The organism is Marinibacterium sp. SX1, assembly GCF_050389775.1.
Lineage (GTDB): Bacteria > Pseudomonadota > Alphaproteobacteria > Rhodobacterales > Rhodobacteraceae > Marinibacterium.
In genome coordinates this window covers 13,880-31,271 of record NZ_CP177149.1, presented here as the reverse complement: position 1 = coordinate 31,271, position 17,392 = coordinate 13,880, and the positions used below count along the sequence as shown (strand labels likewise).

The following is a 17,392-nucleotide window of genomic DNA, read 5'->3' as shown; positions in this document are numbered from 1 at the left end:
CGCCCATGTGGAGAGGGGATGGAGCGTCGAGGTCAGCTCATCCAGGGAGGCAGAACGAACTGGTCGGGCGCATAGGGCGCCGGAGAGATCAGCGCGCGCTCTGTCTTGGTCCAGTCCTGGATCTGATAATAAAGATGCGGCATGCCCAGCGTCGGGTCGTCGGTATAACCGGGGTACGGCATGCACATCTGGTATTCGGGGTGGAACGTCATCGTGCCGCCCGGCGTGCGGAACGTGATCCGCTTGATGTTCTCTGCCACTTTCCGGTTCTGTTCCACGTTGCCGGGTTCCCCCGGTCCGCCCGACAACGCGGCGGCGATAGCCCAGTGGTGCAGCATCGAATAGGTCTGAAGCCCGGCCGACGGGGTCGTGTCCTCGCCAAATTTGGCCTTGTATTTCTGATCGAACGCCATGCCCACTTCGTCCCGGAGCGAGGCCAGCAGGATCGAGGCCAGCACACCATTCGCATTGTCCTGCGCGATGTCTGAAAACGCCTTCAGGATCGGGCCGTACTGATAGTACATCAGGCTGTTGGTCGGGTTCTGCATGAACTGGTTCTGGCAGGCGGCGATTTCGGCGGCGACGAAATGCGTGTTGCAGATCGCGGCCGGATTCACTTCCCGGCATTTCTGAAGCACTGGCCCCCATTCGGAGGTGGGCGTCGCCACGACTTCGGGTGCAAACGCCAGTTCCCATCCGTAGGCCTGCGCCTCTTTCTCGATCGCCGACGCAATGGCGAGGCTGTAGGTCGAGGAGCCGGAGATGATCGCAAGCTTGTTGTTCTGCGGAACCCACTGGCCGCTGTCACGCAGGGCCGAGATGAATTTGAGGTAGCCGGGCCCGTACCAGTATTCCGATGGATCGCCCTGAAAGCACCCCCAGTACTTGTCTGGCTCGCCCGTGACCATGTCCACGTGCTGCTGCAAGGTGTTCATGTTCATGTAAATCACGCCCGCATCCGCGACGACGTCGTATTCCGCATTCTGGGAGCCGATGGCATAACCGGTGAACACGGCATTCACGCCGTTGCGGTCGATCAGCCTGCGAAAAGCCTGAGAGGTGTCGTCGCCGCTCATCGACTTGATGTCGTCATGGATCACTTCCAGCGGACGGCCAAGAATACCGCCCATTGCATTGATTTCCTCGACGGCGAGATCAAGGCCGTTGCGGAATTCCAACCCATCCGAGGCGGCCCAGCCCGTCAACGGGTTCGCGCCGCCGATTAGGATCGGCTCGCCGGTCGCCCGGGCATCTGCGTTGATAGCAGAAAGCATTGTTCCGCCAAGCGCCGCGCCGCCCCCGACAAGACCGGTCTTGATTGCTTTGCGCCGGGACGGGTCGGCAGGACCGTACAGCTCCGCCATCTGGTCTTTGGTACGATATTTTGTAAACATTGTATTCCTCCTTGCTGTTTTTGTGTCGCGCGGACCGGGTCCACCGTTCTTGAAGCGCTCTGCCTTTGACCCGAGACAGGGCGTTTGAAAACCGCTCCAGGCACGCCTGTTGCGTCCGGTCTGGCGTTGCCATCTGGTGACCTCCCCGTCTGGAAGGGCGTCCGGGCGGATTGGTGTTTTTTTGGTACCCATGGTACCCTGTTTTTTTTGGCTATATATTATGGCATAGAATCTTTGATTTTCCCATAATGGTACCATACAGTACCATTTGGTGTTCCGTCAATCCTTTGCAGATCCGTTACACGTTGAAACGGTCGGAAGATCGCTGTCGCAATCATACCGCGCGCATGTCCACCACCATGCGGCCTTGCACCGCGCCGGATAGAATTTTGGGACCAAGCTCGGGCAGCGCCTGAGGCGCGACCGTGGTGGAAAGCTTCTCCAGCTTTTCCAACGGCAGGTCGCGGGCGATCCTTGCCCAGACCCGTTCGCGGGTTTCAATCGGGCACGTGACACTGTCGATGCCCAGCAGATTGACGCCGCGCAGAAGGAACGGGATGACCGTCGTCTGCAAGTGCGACCCGCCAGCCAGCCCGACGGCGGCGACGGATGCTCCATAGGACATCTGACCCAGCACACGCCCCAGCATCGCGCCGCCGACACTGTCGATACATCCTGCCCAGACCTCGCTTTCCAGCGGACGTTTGACCGGTTCGGCCAGGTCTTTCCGATCAACGATCCGCTTGGCGCCAAGGCTTTGCAGATACGGCGCGGTTTCCGGGCGCCCGGTGACCGCGGCCACAGCATAGCCGGTCGATGACAGCAGCAGAGTTGCGACAGATCCGACGCCCCCGGCGGCGCCGGTCACAAGCACCTCGCCCCGGTCGGGGGTCAGGCCATGCGTTTCCAGCGTGGCAACCGCGAGTGCGGCGGTGAAACCGGCGGTGCCGATGGCCATGGCATCCCGGGTGTTGATGGCATCGGGCAGCTTGATCAGCAGATCGCCGTCGATCCGGGTGCGCGTTGCGTAGCCGCCCCAGCGAACCTCTCCGACGCGCCAGCCGGTCAGCACCACCCTGTCGCCTTTGGCAAAACCGGGATGGGCGCTGGCCGAAACGGTTCCGGCAAAGTCGATCCCGGGCACATGCGGATAGTCCCGCACCAGCCCGCCGCCGGACCCAAGGCACAGACCGTCCTTGTAGTTCAGCGTTGAATACTCGATCTCTACCGTGACATTACCCTCTGGCAGCCGGGCGTCTTCCAGCTCCTGCCAAATGGCCGTTTTGGTTCCGTCCGCGTCGCGTTCGACGACGATTGCGTGAAAAGTCATGTCTTGGCTCATCCCTTTAACGATTGCGGAACACGGGTGCGCGTTTGGCGACAAAGGCGGCCATGCCTTCCTTTTGACCTTCGGTGGCAAAGGCGGCCTGAAAGAACAGACGTTCCTGCTTCAACCCGGCGGACAGCGGGGTTTCAAAGGCTGCATTGACCGCCGCCTTGGCCATTTTCACAGCGGGCTGGTTGTAGCCAGCGATGGTATGGGCCGCCTCCAGCGCGGTCTGCAAAAGCTGTTCCTTTGGCACGATCCGCGCGACCAGCCCTGCCGCGCGGGCTTCTTCGGCCGAAATGGATCGTCCGGTCAGCACAAGGTCCATGGCAAGCGCCTTGCCGACGCTGCGTGTCAGGCGCTGCGTGCCGCCGATGCCGGGCAGTATGCCCAGCTTGATCTCTGGCTGACCGAATTGCGCATCGTCCGAGGCGATGATGAAATCGCACAACAGGGCAAGCTCGCACCCGCCGCCAAGCGCGTGACCGGCAACCGCCGCGATGATCGGTTTGGATATGTCCGACACCCGGTCCCAGGGCGCGAGAAAATCGTTCATGTAGAACGGACAGAACTGTTCGTTTGCCATTTCCTCGATATCCGCACCGGCGGCAAAGGCGCGCGGGTTGCCGGTGATCACGATGGCCCCGATTTTCGGATCGGCGTCACACTCTTTCAGCGCCTCAAGCACCAGCTCCGCCAGTTGCCGGTTCAGCGCGTTCAGGTTGCGTGGACGGTTCAGCGTCAGGATCGCCACATCGTCACGCCGTTCGACCAACAGGACCTGTTCCTCGGTCGGGACGGCTGCGGCGGGCACCTTAGTCCCTGCTTTTTTCTTTGGCTCGGTTACGGTTGGCATCTTACGGCTCCTGTTCGTCATTGGGTTGAGCGGCATGAGCCCCGGCTAATGCTCCGGGGCCATCGCCAAGCAATTCGGCCAGAATGGCGCTGTGGTGTTCGTTCAGCTGAGGGGCCGTCAGCGCATCCTCGGGGTGCAGATCGACATGCCCGGCCAGTTTGATCGGGTTGCCCGCCGTACGGAACGAACCCGCCGCGATGTCGACATTCACGATCATGTTGCGCGCGACCAGCTGGGGGTGATCAAAGAGCTTGTCGACGGTGTTGATCGGCGCGCAGGGCACGCCCGCCTCGTTCAGCTGTTCAATCCAGTGCGCAACCGGCGCGGTCCGCGTCACGTCCTCTATCGCGGTGACCATTTCTGCCCGGTTCCGGCAGCGCAGATCGTTGGTCAGGAAACGCGGATCAGAGGCAAGCTGCGGCCGTTTCAAGGCATCCGCCATCAGCAGGAAAAGCGCGTCATTGCCCGCCGCGATGACCAGCCGACCATCGGCGGCCTCGAAACTTTCGAACGGCGCGAGTGAGGGATGGCTGTCGCCCGTCCGGGTCGGCGTCTTTTCCTCGACATCGCAGCGGGCAAGCGCCGTTTCCATCAAAGCCGCTTGACAGTCGAGCATGCCGATATCGACCCGGCGGCCCTGCGCATCCTGTGTGCGCCGGAACAGCGCCGATACGATGCCGATGCAGGCAAACAGCGCGGCGCCCAGATCGCCGAAACTGGTGCCGACGCGGGCGGGGCGACCGTCGGGCCAGCCGGTCAGGCTCATGATGCCGCCCATGGCCTGAACCACCATGTCATAGCCGGGCAGATCGCTGTACGGGCCGGTATGACCAAAGCCCGAGATCGAGGCATAGACCAGATGCGGATGTGTCCTGGCCAGCCTGTCCGGACCATAACCCAGACGGTCCATAACGCCGGGGCGGAAATTCTCGACCAGCACATCCGCCGTGTCGAACATCCGTTCAAGCAGCGCACGGTCGCGCGGCGACTTGATGTCCAGCACGATGCTTTCCTTGCCCCGGTTGAAGCAGGAGAAATAGACGGACTGATCCTCGACGAACGGGCCGAAGGCGCGGGTATCGTCGCCGGTTCCGATCTTTTCGATCTTGATCACCCGTGCGCCCAGATCGGCCAGAACCATCGTACAATACGGCCCCGCCAGAACGCGGGAAAAGTCGAGCACGGTAATCCCGTCAAGCGGGCCTTTCTTCAACTGTTCCTGTTCCGCCATTGTCTATGCTCCCGCCCCGGTGTGATCTGCCGCGATCCAGTCCGCCGCCTTTTCCGCGATCATCAGGGTCGGGCTGTTGGTGTTGCCGCTGGTGATCGTCGGCATGACCCCGGCATCGACGACGCGGAGCCCGTGAACGCCCCGCACCCGCAGGCGCGCATCGACAACCGCGCCGGGATCGTCGGCACGGCCCATCCGAGTGGTGCCCGCCGGGTGAAAGATGGTCGATCCGGTTTCCCGCGCAGAGGCTAACAGGGCGTCGTCGGTGACACGCTCTGCCCCCGGCTTGTATTCCGCCGGGGTGTGAGGCCGCATCGCGGCCTGCCCCATGATCCCGCGCGCCACCTTTAGCGATTCAACGGCAACCTGCTCATCCTCGGCGGTCGACAGGTAATTCGGGTCTATCACCGGGGCATCCTCTGCCCGTGGGGACCGCAGCCCGACCTTGCCCCGACTGGTCGGGTTCAGATTGCAGACGCTGGCGGTGATCGCCGGAAAGCGGTGCAGCGGCTGACCGAAGGCTTCGAGGCTGAGAGGCTGGACATGAAACTGGATGTTGGGATGCCGAAGCCCGGCGCGGCTTCTGGTAAAGATACCAAGCTGCGAGGGCGCCATGCTCATCGGTCCGCTGCGCCGGATCAGGTATTCCAGCCCGATGGCGGCCTTTCCGGCCCATGTCGCGGCGACCCGGTTCAGCGTGCGGGCCTTGCCGACCTTGTAGACCGACCGCAGTTGCAAATGGTCCTGAAGGTTTCGGCCAACACCGGACAAGGCATGCTCGACCCGCACGCCGATGGCGGACAGGCCCTCAGGATCGCCGATGCCGGAGATTTGCAGCAGATGCGGCGAGCCGATTGCCCCGGCGCTCAGGATGACTTCCTGCCCGGCGTACGCCGCCCGTTCCATGCCATCGTGGCGGAAGGAAACGCCCCGGCAGCGGATCGCCCCGTCTGCCTGCGTCTCCAGGATCAGCTTTTGGACCTGTGCCCCGGTCAGGATGTCCAGATTGCGGCGCGCACGCACCGGGCGCAGAAATGCCCTGGCCGCGTTCCAGCGCCAGCCGCGCCGCTGGTTGACCTCGAAATATCCGACGCCTTCATTGTCGCCGGTGTTGAAATCGTCGGTCTGCGGAATGCCTGCTTCGGTCGCGGCCCGGGCAAAGGCATCCAGCACCGGCCAGCGCAGCCGCTGTTGTTCCACCCGCCATTCGCCGCCACCCGCATGATGCGACGAAGCCGCGCCTTTGTCCTGTGCGTCAAAGCGGAAATTGTCCTCGTGCCGCAGGAAAGCGGGCAGGCAGTTTTCCCAGCGCCACGCGGCATCGCCCGTCAGTTCGGCCCATCCGTCATAGTCACGGGACTGCCCGCGCATATAGATCATGCCGTTGATGCTGGAACTGCCGCCAAGCGTCTTGCCGCGCGGATACAGCAGCTTGCGCCCGTTCAGCCCGACGCTGGGTTCGGTTGAAAAACACCAGTCGGTCCGGGGGTTGCCGATGCAATACAGATAGCCGACCGGAATGTGTATCCACGGATAGGTGTCGCGCCCGCCCGCCTCGATCAGCAGGACGCGGCGGTCCGGTGCGGCGCTCAGCCGGTTTGCCAGAAGGCACCCGGCGGTGCCTGCACCGATGATGATGTGATCGTAGGTGGGGATGTCCTTCATCGGGTCCGTTTTCCTGGGTCTGGTCATTGGGCAAGCCGGTGGTAGATGCGGGTCAGCCGCGGAGTCAGCGCATCAAGGTCGGCGATCAGTTCGTAATTGCGGCGGCTGAAGATGCGGGGAAACTGGTCAAGCCCGTCACGCCCCAGCCCGACGGCGAAGACGTCGATGCCCCGCTGGCGCAGACCGGCAACCGCCAGTCTGGCGTCTTCGGCAAGGTATCTGTCGTCGGGAACGTCGCGGTCGGACGGGGCGCCGTCGGTGATGACCAGCAGCAGTTTGCGTTCGGTGCGGCGGGCGGCAAGGGTCTGGCCGCAGGCGCGCATGGCGGCACCCAGCCGGGTCGACAAACCGCCGCGCAAGCCTGCAAGCCGCGCCATCGCGGCGGGGTCAAAGCCGCCGGCAAACCCCTTGACCGGATAGATGCGGACATCTTTCCGCCCGTCGGAACAGAACCCCGCCATGGCGAAGGGATCGCCCAGCCGGTCCATCGCCATGCCAAGCGCCGCCGCCGCCTTGCGCTCCACCGACAGGATGCTTTCCACGCCGGTCCCGGCGGCGCCGCGCGTGGATTGGGACATGTCCAGCAGCACGAAGACCGACAAGGCCCTGTCCGGAACGCGGCGGGATTGGTAAATGCGCGGGTCCGGCGTCAGCCCCGCGCGCCGGTCGCAGAGAAATCCGATACCCGCGTCGATATCGATCGTGTCGCCCTGAAGCTGGCGGCGCTGTCGTTGTGTCTGTCCAACCCGCGACGATCTGATCAGGCGTTCGATCCTTGGCACATGGATTTCCGCTGCGGCGGCGATCCTCCGCACCGCCGCCACCGGGGCCGGATCGGGCGCATATTCATAGACCTGCACCCAGTCGCGGCGAAAAATGCCCGACCGGAAATCCCATTCCGGGACGGTGCCCAGCGACACGCGGTCCGGCTGGTCCGGTGTCTCGCGCAGCGGCACAGCGGTGGTGGCGCGACCGGCGGTATCGCCGTTCAGTTCGACGGTGTCTTCGGTCCGGTCAGGGTCGTCGCTGTCCGGCAGATTTTGCCAAAGCCCGGAATTGTCATCGCGGTAGGCAGGCGCCACAAGGTAGCCCCGCGCGTTGAAGGGTATGCGCATCTGGCCAAGGTCGTTGCCCAGAAGGCTGCCCAATTCGCGGCTCAGTTCCGGTTGTTCCCAGGACGTGCGCGCGTCGTTGAACAGCCGCCGCCCCTTCCCGACCCAGGGATCGGGGTCCTGATATGCGGGATCGGCCAGCGCGCGGGCCAGCCGGGCCAGAAGCTTGTCCACCGTGCGGGTCTGTCCGGGGGTCGCGTCATGCATCCCGGCCCAGAGACGGGCAAGCCCCGGATGATCCAGACCGGCCAGCGCCTCGACCCGCGCGTCCTCGAACAGCGACACCAGCGCGATTTGCAGGGGCTTCAGCCTGCCCGTGTCCTGCGGTTCGGGACCGTGAACCAGATGGGCGCAGATATGGGACAGGGCTGCGCGGAACCGATCACGCGCCCGGTTTCCCCTGACGCCGGGATACCGGGCCGGAATGCGCAGAACCGGCCCGGAAAAGGATGACCTTTGAAGGTTCGGATGCGCGGCGTCGAACTCGAATGGCACGATGACGGGCCGCAGCGACCACATCGCCTGCAGGAACGCGCGCTGGTCCGGTGCGACACTTGCAAAATTCAGATCGCCCGAAAGCTGTGCCAGCAGGCGCCGCGCCTCTTCCGAACGGAGGCGGAAATAGGAACGGACCGGGTCGCGGTCCCAACCGGCCAGCGCAAGCCCGGCGCCGATCCAGCGCCGGAACCCGTCCGCGTCCAGCCCGGCCAAAAGATCGGTTTGCGCCTCGACCAGAGGGCGCAGCGCCCAGGGCATCTGGCGCGCAACAGTCACCAGCGCCTCCACATAGGCGGCAAGCGCGTCGTGGGACCTAAGGTAAAGCATCGCCGCCCCGGCATGCCGCAGCAAGTGGCGCACGGCGTCGCCATCGGCCAATTCCTCGACATGCAGGCATGTCTGGCCAAAACTTAGTGTCGCCTTGCCGCCGAAACGGCGGGTGCAGGTCAGGCAGGCCGCGGCGAAATCGGAGAGCGCGACATTGCCGAGCGGGGCGATGGCCGTGGCAAGATCGTGCAACTGATCGAGTTCGGTTCGGGACAGGTGTGGCCGCAAGGGCGCGACCGCCATTGCCACAACATCGCGCATGGCGGGCTGTGCACCTTCGCCCACGGTCAGCGTGCCGTTATCCTGCGGCCCGGTCATCAGGCGACAACAGCCGCGACCGTTGCAGAAAGCGCGTCCCGAATGTGGATATCGTCGGTCAACGGAACGATCAGCACGGTTTCACAAGCGGCGGCAAGCGGGATACCCTGCGCATGCAGCCGCGCGGTCTGGACCAGCATCCGGGTCGATGCGCCCTCGTCCAGCCCGTGCCCTTTCAGGTTGCGGGTCTTTTCGCCGATCCGGACAAGCCATTGCGCGACATCGGCGCCCACGCCGCTTTCATGCCGGATGATCCGTGCTTCGGCTGTCGGGCCGGGATAGGTGAAATCCAGCGCCGCAAACCGCTGCTTGGTGGATTCCTTGAGATCCTTTGCAACGCTCTGGTAGCCGGGATTGTACGAGATCACGAGGTGGAACGCGGGGTGAGCGCGTACCAACTCGTTCTTCTTCTCCAGCGGCAGGATGGCGCGCCCGTCAGTCAGCGGGTGAATCACGACGGTCGTATCCTGTCGCGCCTCAACAATCTCGTCGAGATAGCAGATGCCGCCATGCCGGACCGCGCGAGTCAGCGGCCCGTCTTCCCAGACCGTGCCATTGCCATTCAACAGGTAGCGCCCGACAAGGTCGGCGGCGGTCATGTCCTCGTGGCAGGCAACGGTCACAAGCGGTGTCCTTAGCCGCCACGCCATGTGTTCGACGAAACGTGTCTTGCCGCTGCCGGTGGGGCCTTTCAGCATCACCGGCATCCGGATCGCATGCGCGGCGGTGAACAGGTCCACTTCCTGCCCCGTCGGCAGGAAATAGGGTTCGGTTTCGATAAGGTGATCGCGTAGCGTGTCTGGCATTGTGTCGGTCCTGAAGGTCGGGAAAGCGGCGCGGGGACATCCCCCGCGCCGGACAGATCAGCGGTGACCGATCGAACTTTCGTCGGGGATGCCCTTCATCGGGTTTTCCGATGTCCCCGGGGTCGGTCGGGTCAGCGCCTCGACCATTTCCTTGGTGCCGTCAGGGTCGTCCGCCCATTTCTGGTAGAAATCGAACGGAAGCCTGTTCGTCCCCTCGTCCCCGTCGCCGGAATTGATCATGCCGGTGTAGCCACGGTGCAGCAGCTTGTAGAGGTGGTTGTTGGACGTCGCCGTCCGGCGCGCATTGCGGATCTGCGACACCGACAGCGCGGCGAACTGCATTCCCATTTCTTCGGTGCCGCATTTGCCCAGCGTGCGCCCGTCGAACCCGATGATCGAGGAATTGCCGAAATAGGTGTAGACGCCATCGTAACCGGCGGCATTGGCCACGGCGACATAGGCGTTGTTGCACCAGGCCATCGCTTCGGACAGGCGGACAGTCTGCTCGCAGGCCGGGTACATGTAACCCTGACAGCGCACGATCAGTTCGGCCCCCTTCATCGCGCAATCGCGCCAGATTTCGGGGAAATCGCCATCGTTGCAGATGATCAGCGATACTTTCAGCCCCTTGGGACCGTCGGCGACATAGGTGCAGTTGCCGGGATACCAGCCTTCGACCGGCACCCAGGGCATGATCTTGCGATATTTCTGCACGATCTCGCCCTTGTCGTTCATCAGGATAAGCGTGTTGTAGGGCGCCTTTTTCGGGTGTTCCTCGTGCCGTTCGCCGGTCAGGGAAAACACGCCCCAGACACCGGCGTCGCGGCAGGCCTGGGCAAAGATCTCTGTCTCGTCACCGGGAATGACCGAGGCGGTCTCGATCATCTCCTTCTGGTCGTACATGATCCCGTGCGTCGAATATTCCGGGAAGATGATCAGATCGAGACCGGGCAGACCCACCTTGGTATTGCGCACCACGTCCGCGATCTTGCGCGCGTTGTCGAGAACGCCGGCCCGGTCGTGCAGGCGCGGCATCGGGTAGTTGATGACCGCGACGCCGACGGTGTCGTTGTTGCTGGTGATATCGCCATGTATCATTTTTGATTTCCCTGTTTGGTTGATTGGCTTTGGTTGGTGATTTCAAACGGCCATGTGCCGGTGAACGAGGTCGTCGGTCAGTTCGCCGATCGCACCGCTGGCCACGACGCGGCCCTTTTCCATCAGGACAAAGGTCCGGGCGGCACGGCGGGCGAAGTCGATGTTCTGGTCGACAAGGACGATGCCGATCCCCAGATCGCGGTTCAGCGTGACGATCGCCTGTTCGATCTGTTCGACGATGTTGGGCTGAATGCCTTCGGTCGGTTCGTCCATCAGCAGCAGGTCGGGCTGCGTGGCCAGCGCCCGTACGATGGCAAGCTGCTGCTGCTGCCCGCCGGACAAAAGCGCGCCGCGACGGTCAAGGTTGTCGGCGATGTAAGGAAAGAGCGACCGGGTCACCGCCGGAATGGGGTCGGCCACGCGGGTCCCGGCGAAACCGCCAAGGACGATGTTTTCGCGCACCGTGAAATCGGGGATGATCTGCCGCCCCTGCGGGACATATCCAAAGCCCATGCGCGCCCGGTCGCAGGTCGGCGCCGACACGATGTTGCGGCCCCGGAACGCCACTTCGCCCGTCGCCCGGTCGGTCAGTCCCATCAGGGTTTTCAGAAGCGTGGTCTTGCCCACCCCGTTCCGGCCGAGCACCGCGACGATGCCCCGGTCTTCGAGGTCAAGGGAGACATCGTGCAGGGTGTGGCTGCGACCGTAATAGCTATGCAGGTTCCTGACAGAGAGCATCAGTGAATCCCCCCGCTGCCAAGGTAGGCCGCCCGCACGTCTTCGTTCGTCTCGATTTCGGCAATCGACCCTTCGGCCAGAACCTGACCCAGATGCAGGACCGTGATCCGCTCGGCGATTTCGCGCACGAATGCCATGTCATGTTCGACCACCAGAATGGTGTGCCGGCCCTTCAGCCGGTCGATGATCTGCGATGTCTTGTGCGTTTCCCCATGGGTCATGCCGGCGGTCGGTTCGTCCAGCAGGATGACCCGCGCGTCCTGGATGATCAGCATGGCAAGTTCCAGCCATTGCGTCTGACCGTGCGACAGGTCGCCCGCGCGGGTGGCAAGCACATCCTCAAGCGCGGTCAGGGTAATGACCTCTTCGACCCTGCGCCGGGCCTTTGCCCCAAGGCGATGGCCAAGGTTGCGAAACACCGAGGGCCGCTCTGTCGCCGCAACGTCGAGGTTTTGCGACACGGTCAGGTCGTGAAACACGCTGGGGATCTGGAACTTTCGCCCGATCCCGGCCCGCGCGATCCGGTGCTCTTGCAGGTTGGTGACATCCCTGCCGTGGACCATGACCTGCCCGGTGTCGGATTTCGTCGCGCCGGAGATCAGGTTCATCAGGGTGGTTTTGCCCGCCCCGTTGGCGCCCAGCAGAACACGAAGCTCCCCGTCCGCGACGTCCATGGATACGCTCCGGACCGCCTTGAACCCGCCAAAGGAGACCGACAGGTTCCTGACGCTCAGTGCTGGTGACACGTTCATGCCCGTTCCCTCCCTCTCGCGGTGTCCCTTGCGCCACGGGCCGCGGGCAGCCGGTCGACCGCATCGCGCGCCAGCCCGGCCAGCCCGCGCGGCATGAGCAGGACAACCAGCACGAAGATCAGGCCAAGCAGGGCTTTCCATGCCTCGTTCAGCAGTTCGGATTCGCTGGCCGTCGCGGCGACCGTGTTGATCAGGATGGCGCCGATGCAGGCCCCGAGAAGCGACGCGCGCCCGCCCACGGCGGCCCAGATGACCATCGAGATCGAAAAGGACAGGTCCATGAAGGTGGGCGAGGCGAACTCGGATGCGATGACGTAAAGCAGCCCGGCCAGCCCCGACATCGCCGCCGAAACGGTGAAGAAGAAAAGCTGGTAGGAGGCGACGTCGAAGCCAAGGTAACGCGCACGCGCCGGATCATCGCGGGACGCCTGAAGGATCAGCCCCGCCCGGGTGGAGACAAGCCACCGCGCCGCCAGCAGCGTCGCCAGAACCGGCAGGGCAATCAGGTAGTAGGTCCGGACCAGATAGGGATCGAATTCGACCCCCGCCACGGTCAGCCAGCCCAGATCGGTCAGCCCGTTGAACCCGTTGGTCAGGGGCTGCGCGTCGATGATCAGAAGCCGCGCAAGCAGAACCATCGCCAGCGTGATGATCGCCACATAGACGCCCGCGATGCGCTTGCCAAAGATCGCGGCGCCGAGCATCGCGGCGACAAGGGACGGCGCGGCGATGCCCATCACCAGGCCAAACCATTGCCATTGGAACGGCAGCCACAGGAACGACGTGTCGGAGATGCAGCAAAGCTCTGCCCTGGCGCCCGGCTCCGCATTCCACAGCATGAAGTCGGGCAGCGGCGTGTCGGACCCCTGAAGCAGCGAAGTCGGGCTTTTCAGCTTGAGCGACATGGCAAGCATGTAGGCGCCCAGCCCAAAGAAAAGCCCCTGCCCCAGGTTCAGGATACCCGCGTAGCCCCAGCTGAGCGCCACCGCCGCCCCAAGCAGGCCGAAGACAAGGTATTTGGCCACCCGGTTCAGCCAGAATTCATCCAGAAAAGCGGGCATGGACAGCACAGCGAGGATGAACAGCCCGTAGGCAAGGCATTCCGCCAGCGTCTGTTGGTGTCGATTGGTCATTCTCAGCGCCCCCTGAACGAAAACAGGCCGGCGGGACGCCACATGATGATGCCGATCACCAGACCAAAGATGGCCGCGCGGGCGATGATGTCGTTGCTCAGCATGGCGATGATGCCGTTGACCTCGCCCAAGAGGCCCGCCGCCGCGACCGAACCGATCAGGCTGCCGACGCCGCCGACGACCACGACCAGAAAGCCGTCGACCACCAGCGATGTGCCCATTTCCGGCGAGACGGTCTTGAACCCCGCCATCATCACCCCTGCCACCCCGGCAAGACCGGACCCGTAGGCAAAGGTCAGCGCCGAGACCCGTTTGACATTGACCCCGCAGGCCGCCGCCATATCCGGGTTGCGCATGATTGCCCTGACCTGAATACCCATGCGTGTGCGGTACATCAGGAACAGCGTCAGCAGCGTAAGCGCCGCCGTCACGGCAATGATGAAGCTCCGGTAGGGCTGCACGGTGAACCCGCCGATCTGAAAGGGATCGGACAAGAACCCGGGCAGGTCGAGGTTCTGAAGGCCCGGGCCCAGCCCCGGAACATGAATGTCGAAAAAGGTCAGGCCGAATTCCAGCCGGATCATCTGCTGTAGCAGGATGGCAATGCCCCAGGTGGCCAGAAGCGTGTCCATGACCCGCCCGTAAAGGTGCCGGATCACCAGCCGTTCCATGATCAGGCCAGTTGCGCCCGCGATGACAAAGGCCAGCGGAATGGCCCAGATCATGCCGATGCCCAGATGCAGGCCCGCAAGGACGGCGGTATAGGCACCGATCATGACCAGTTCGCCATGAGCCAGGTTGATGACGCCCATCGCGCCGTACGTGATGCTGAGCCCAAGTGCGATCAGCAGCAGGATCGAGGCAAGCGAGAGCCCGATGAACAAAGTGTCTGCCATGTCGAAATGTCCCCTTCCGGGCGGTGCGGGCCGGTGGCGAAAAGGCAAGGCTTCTCTGCCCGGTCGCCGGATGTCCGGCGACCGTTTCCCGACCGTCTGGCGCGTGCGCCCGGTTGACTAAAGCTTGTTCGTGTCGAGCCCGGTGGCAGAGCAGAACAGGTTTTCCGACGTCTCGCCGTAGGCGACGTAGGGCAACGGCCGGACCGGCGCCGCGTATTCGTCCACGATTTCCCCCTGCCCGTCGCTGCCCCATTGGGCGATGCGCGGCGTCAGGTAGGTGTGCAGGTTCTCCTGGTCGACGGTGACACGCCCATTCGGCGCGTCAAAGCTTTGCCCCCGCACGGCCGCGGCGATGTCGGCCGGGTCGGTGCCGGCTGCGGCCTCGACCGCCTGTTTCCACAGGTAGACCTGGAAATAGCTCGATTCCAGCGCGTGATGCGTCACCGCATTGGGATCGTTCACGAAACGCCGGTACCGGTCGACAAAGGACTGGTTGGCGTCGGTATCAATCGCCTGGAAATAGGGGAAAGAGGTAAAGGACCCGGCAGCGAATTCCGGCCCCATTGCCGCGATCTCGATCTCTGACGTGACGGTGGCACAGATCGGCAGCGCGTCATGGGTCAGCCCCTGGTTCCGGAATTCCCGGTAGAACGCGACCACGGAATCGCCGACCACGTTCGACAAAACCACGTCACAGCCGGAATCCCTGATCTTTTTGACCATGGCGCCCCATTCGGAATGGCCCAGTTCCAGATATTCGTCGGCAATCCATTCGCCGCCGTTCTGTTCGATCAGGATCTTGCTGACCTTGGCCATTTCCTTGGGGTAGATGTAATTCGACCCGACGATAAAGAATTTCTTCTTGCCCAGTGTATTGATGATCCACGGGATGTAATTCGAAAGCTGCTGATTGGGCACCGCGCCGGTATAGACCACGTTGCGCGAACATTCGAAGCCTTCGTAATAGGTCGGATAGAAATACAGGTTCTTGCGCCGTTCGACGACCGGCAGCACCGCCTTTCGGCTGGCCGATGTGTAAGAGCCAAAGACCGTCGGAACCCGGTCGCGCAGGATCAGCTTGGAGACCTTTTCGTTATAGGTCTTGGGGTCGGAGGCGCCATCCTCGACCAGCGGGTTGATCGGACGACCGGCGACACCGCCCGCCTGGTTGATTTCGTCGATGGCCATCAACGTCGCATCGGCAAGCGATTTCTCGATGATCGACAGCCCGCCGGTTTGCGAAAACAGAACGCCGACTTCTATGGCATCGCCGGCGGCATGGGCCGCTTTGCCCAATAGCGATGGGGCGGCAAGGGCCAGCCCGGTCAGTGCGGCGGAATTGCGAATTAGATCACGTCTGCGCAGTGTCATTTCATTTCATCCCTGTTGCGCGCACAACAAAAAACCCCACGAGGACCAATCAAGGTCCAGCGTGAGGCATATGTTGCCGCAGATTTTGCCCGGCTTTTTTGCCGGTTTCCCTGACCCGGACGGCCCGGATCATGGGTATTCAAAAACCGTAATTACGACGGCTATCGGTTGTCAACGATTAATTTTGCAAGCCTTGAGACGGGAATTCTTTTCTCCATCGCTTCTTGACGGAGCGCCTTGAAGGCGTTGGTTTCATTTATCTTTCTTTCCTGCATCAGAACCGTCTTCGCGCGTTCGACATCGCGCAGCGACCGGATGTTGTCGTCTAGCTGGGCGATTCGCGCGTTCTGCCTGCGGTGATAGCTGAAGTGGTCCCAGGCCATCGACAGGACCGACAGGACGATGCCCGGATTGGCGGTCTGAAACAGCAACCCGTCCGGTAGCGCGGCCTGTACGGCGTCGGGGTCAAACCGTCCGTGCGAAGGCAGCAAAAGCACCACGGCGGCGGTCGCTTCGCCCGGCATCCAGGGGTAGCGTTTTTCAAGCCCCTCGAAATGTTTCACGATCAGAATGTCGCAATCCGTGCCCACGCTGGACGGGCAGGGCCAGCGCCGGTCGACCGCAGCGCGTGTGCGCGACAGGACGCGGTACAGCGCGTTTCCCGCTTCGTCGGGTTCGCAGATAAGGGTGATGTCGAGCCGCGACAGGCGCGAGATGATCTTGCTGCTCATGGTCCGCTCACATTGCCTGACTGAACTGAACAAAGAAGGGATCGGTTTCGACCACCGATGGCGCGGTGGCGAGAACCTCGAACTGGCCGTTTCGCATGGCGCGGCCGATGCGCGGGCGCAGGTTGCTGTGCCCCCAATGCGAATGAATGCCGACGGTGCCTTGCGGCGCCGCGATTTCCACACCCAGAATGGCCGGGCGCAGCAGATCGGTATCGACGGTATCGGCCAGCTCCAGCGCGGCGCGAAACAGCATGACCTGATAATAGGCGGCCTCCATGCAGACATTCGTCGTGACATCGTCGCCGAACATCCGGCGGGACCGCCGCAGGAAATCGGCGTTCTCTTCACCCTGAAGCGCCTGAAAATAGGATGCGGCGGTGAAATGGTTTTCCGCCACGTCGCCACCCATTGCGGCCACCTCCGTTTCGGTGGTCGTCAGGCTGAAGATTGGCATGTCGCGCGGCGAAATCCCCAGATCGGCGTAAAGACGATAGAAATGGGTCGTGGCATCCCCCACCACGGTCGAAAAGATCGCGTCGGGCCTGATGCGCCGGATCTCGTTGAAAACCGGCAGAAAATCCTGCCGCCGCGCCCGCAGCGGGACATAGCGTTCGCCCACGATCTCGCTTCCTCGCGCGGTCAGAAGGTGGCGCATGATGCGGTTGGATTCGGCTGGAAACACGTAGTCCGAGCCGACGAAAAACACCCGCGGGCCGAAATTTTCGGTCAGGTAATCCGCCAGGGCGACGCTGTTCTGGTTGGGGGCGGACCCGGAATAGATGACGTTCGGCGAGAATTCGAAGCCTTCGTACAGGGTCGGATACCAGAGCAGGCCATTCATCCGTTCGACAATCGGCAGCACGGCCTTGCGGCTGGACGAGGTGTAGCAGCCAAAAATCGTGCTAAGCCCGTCCTCGACAAGCATCTGGCGCGAATAGTCGCGGTACAGGGCATTGTCCGAAGACGGATCGTATGACACCGGCACCACCTCGCGCCCGTTTATGCCGCCGGTGTCGTTGATCTCGTCAATGGCGACCATCGTGCCCATGAACTGGGTGTATTCGATGTTCGCCAGGCACCCGGTCTTCGAAAACAGGACTCCGACGCGCCAGGGTTCGGTCTTCGAAGGTCCGGTCATT

General features: G+C 63.0%; 15 protein-coding genes. All 15 read right to left on the bottom strand.

Annotated features, from left to right (window positions below; genetic code table 11):
• Positions 1-32: 32 nt before the first annotated feature.
• A complete protein-coding gene (locus ACK3BB_RS25240; protein WP_428929615.1) occupies positions 33-1,394 on the bottom strand; it encodes an ABC transporter substrate-binding protein in 1,362 nt (453 codons plus the stop codon).
• A 334-nt stretch (positions 1,395-1,728) separates the two neighbouring features.
• A complete protein-coding gene (locus ACK3BB_RS25235) occupies positions 1,729-2,724 on the bottom strand; it encodes an MDR family oxidoreductase (RefSeq protein ID WP_428929614.1) in 996 nt (331 codons plus the stop codon).
• 16 nt (positions 2,725-2,740) lie between these two features.
• A complete protein-coding gene (locus tag ACK3BB_RS25230) occupies positions 2,741-3,577 on the bottom strand; it encodes an enoyl-CoA hydratase-related protein (protein WP_428929613.1) in 837 nt (278 codons plus the stop codon).
• 1 nt (position 3,578) lies between these two features.
• The gene (locus ACK3BB_RS25225; RefSeq protein ID WP_428929612.1) at positions 3,579-4,808 is read right to left on the bottom strand and encodes a CaiB/BaiF CoA transferase family protein; all 1,230 of its coding nucleotides are present in this window, start codon (positions 4,806-4,808) and stop codon (positions 3,579-3,581) included.
• A gap of 3 nt (positions 4,809-4,811) precedes the next feature.
• A complete protein-coding gene (locus ACK3BB_RS25220) occupies positions 4,812-6,473 on the bottom strand; it encodes a GMC family oxidoreductase (RefSeq protein WP_428929611.1) in 1,662 nt (553 codons plus the stop codon).
• Positions 6,474-6,496: 23 nt separating this feature from the next.
• Positions 6,497-8,728: a nitric oxide reductase activation protein NorD gene (locus tag ACK3BB_RS25215; RefSeq protein WP_428929610.1), complete on the bottom strand. Its 2,232-nt coding sequence runs from the start codon at positions 8,726-8,728 to the stop codon at positions 6,497-6,499.
• Positions 8,728-9,534 (bottom strand): CbbQ/NirQ/NorQ/GpvN family protein, encoded by an 807-nt coding sequence (locus ACK3BB_RS25210; RefSeq protein ID WP_428929609.1) that lies wholly within the window; start codon positions 9,532-9,534, stop codon positions 8,728-8,730. Before ACK3BB_RS25210 ends, ACK3BB_RS25215 begins: the two co-directional genes overlap by 1 nt.
• A 57-nt stretch (positions 9,535-9,591) precedes the next feature.
• Positions 9,592-10,632, bottom strand: coding sequence for an aliphatic amidase (locus ACK3BB_RS25205; RefSeq protein WP_428929608.1), 1,041 nt, complete (start codon positions 10,630-10,632; stop codon positions 9,592-9,594).
• Positions 10,633-10,674: 42 nt separating this feature from the next.
• Positions 10,675-11,370 carry an urea ABC transporter ATP-binding subunit UrtE gene (gene urtE / locus ACK3BB_RS25200; RefSeq protein WP_428929607.1) on the bottom strand — a complete coding sequence of 232 codons (696 nt, stop codon included), beginning with the start codon at positions 11,368-11,370 and terminating at the stop codon, positions 10,675-10,677.
• Positions 11,370-12,122, bottom strand: coding sequence for an urea ABC transporter ATP-binding protein UrtD (urtD, locus tag ACK3BB_RS25195; RefSeq protein WP_428929606.1), 753 nt, complete (start codon positions 12,120-12,122; stop codon positions 11,370-11,372). The genes urtE and urtD overlap by 1 nt, the downstream gene beginning before the upstream one ends.
• On the bottom strand, positions 12,119-13,255 hold the full coding sequence (urtC, locus tag ACK3BB_RS25190) for an urea ABC transporter permease subunit UrtC (RefSeq protein ID WP_428929605.1): 1,137 nt from the start codon (positions 13,253-13,255) through the stop codon (positions 12,119-12,121). The genes urtD and urtC overlap by 4 nt, the downstream gene beginning before the upstream one ends.
• Before the next feature lie 2 nt (positions 13,256-13,257).
• Complete coding sequence (gene urtB / locus ACK3BB_RS25185; RefSeq protein ID WP_428929604.1) at positions 13,258-14,151, bottom strand: urea ABC transporter permease subunit UrtB; 894 nt, start codon at positions 14,149-14,151, stop codon at positions 13,258-13,260.
• Between the two features lie 117 nt (positions 14,152-14,268).
• Entirely contained in the window at positions 14,269-15,522 is a 1,254-nt protein-coding gene (locus tag ACK3BB_RS25180) for a transporter substrate-binding domain-containing protein (protein WP_428929603.1), read from the bottom strand.
• Between the two features lie 161 nt (positions 15,523-15,683).
• Positions 15,684-16,253: an ANTAR domain-containing response regulator gene (locus ACK3BB_RS25175; RefSeq protein WP_428929602.1), complete on the bottom strand. Its 570-nt coding sequence runs from the start codon at positions 16,251-16,253 to the stop codon at positions 15,684-15,686.
• Positions 16,254-16,260: 7 nt separating this feature from the next.
• Positions 16,261-17,391 carry a transporter substrate-binding domain-containing protein gene (locus tag ACK3BB_RS25170; RefSeq protein WP_428929601.1) on the bottom strand — a complete coding sequence of 377 codons (1,131 nt, stop codon included), beginning with the start codon at positions 17,389-17,391 and terminating at the stop codon, positions 16,261-16,263.
• Between the last annotated feature and the right edge of the window lies 1 nt (position 17,392).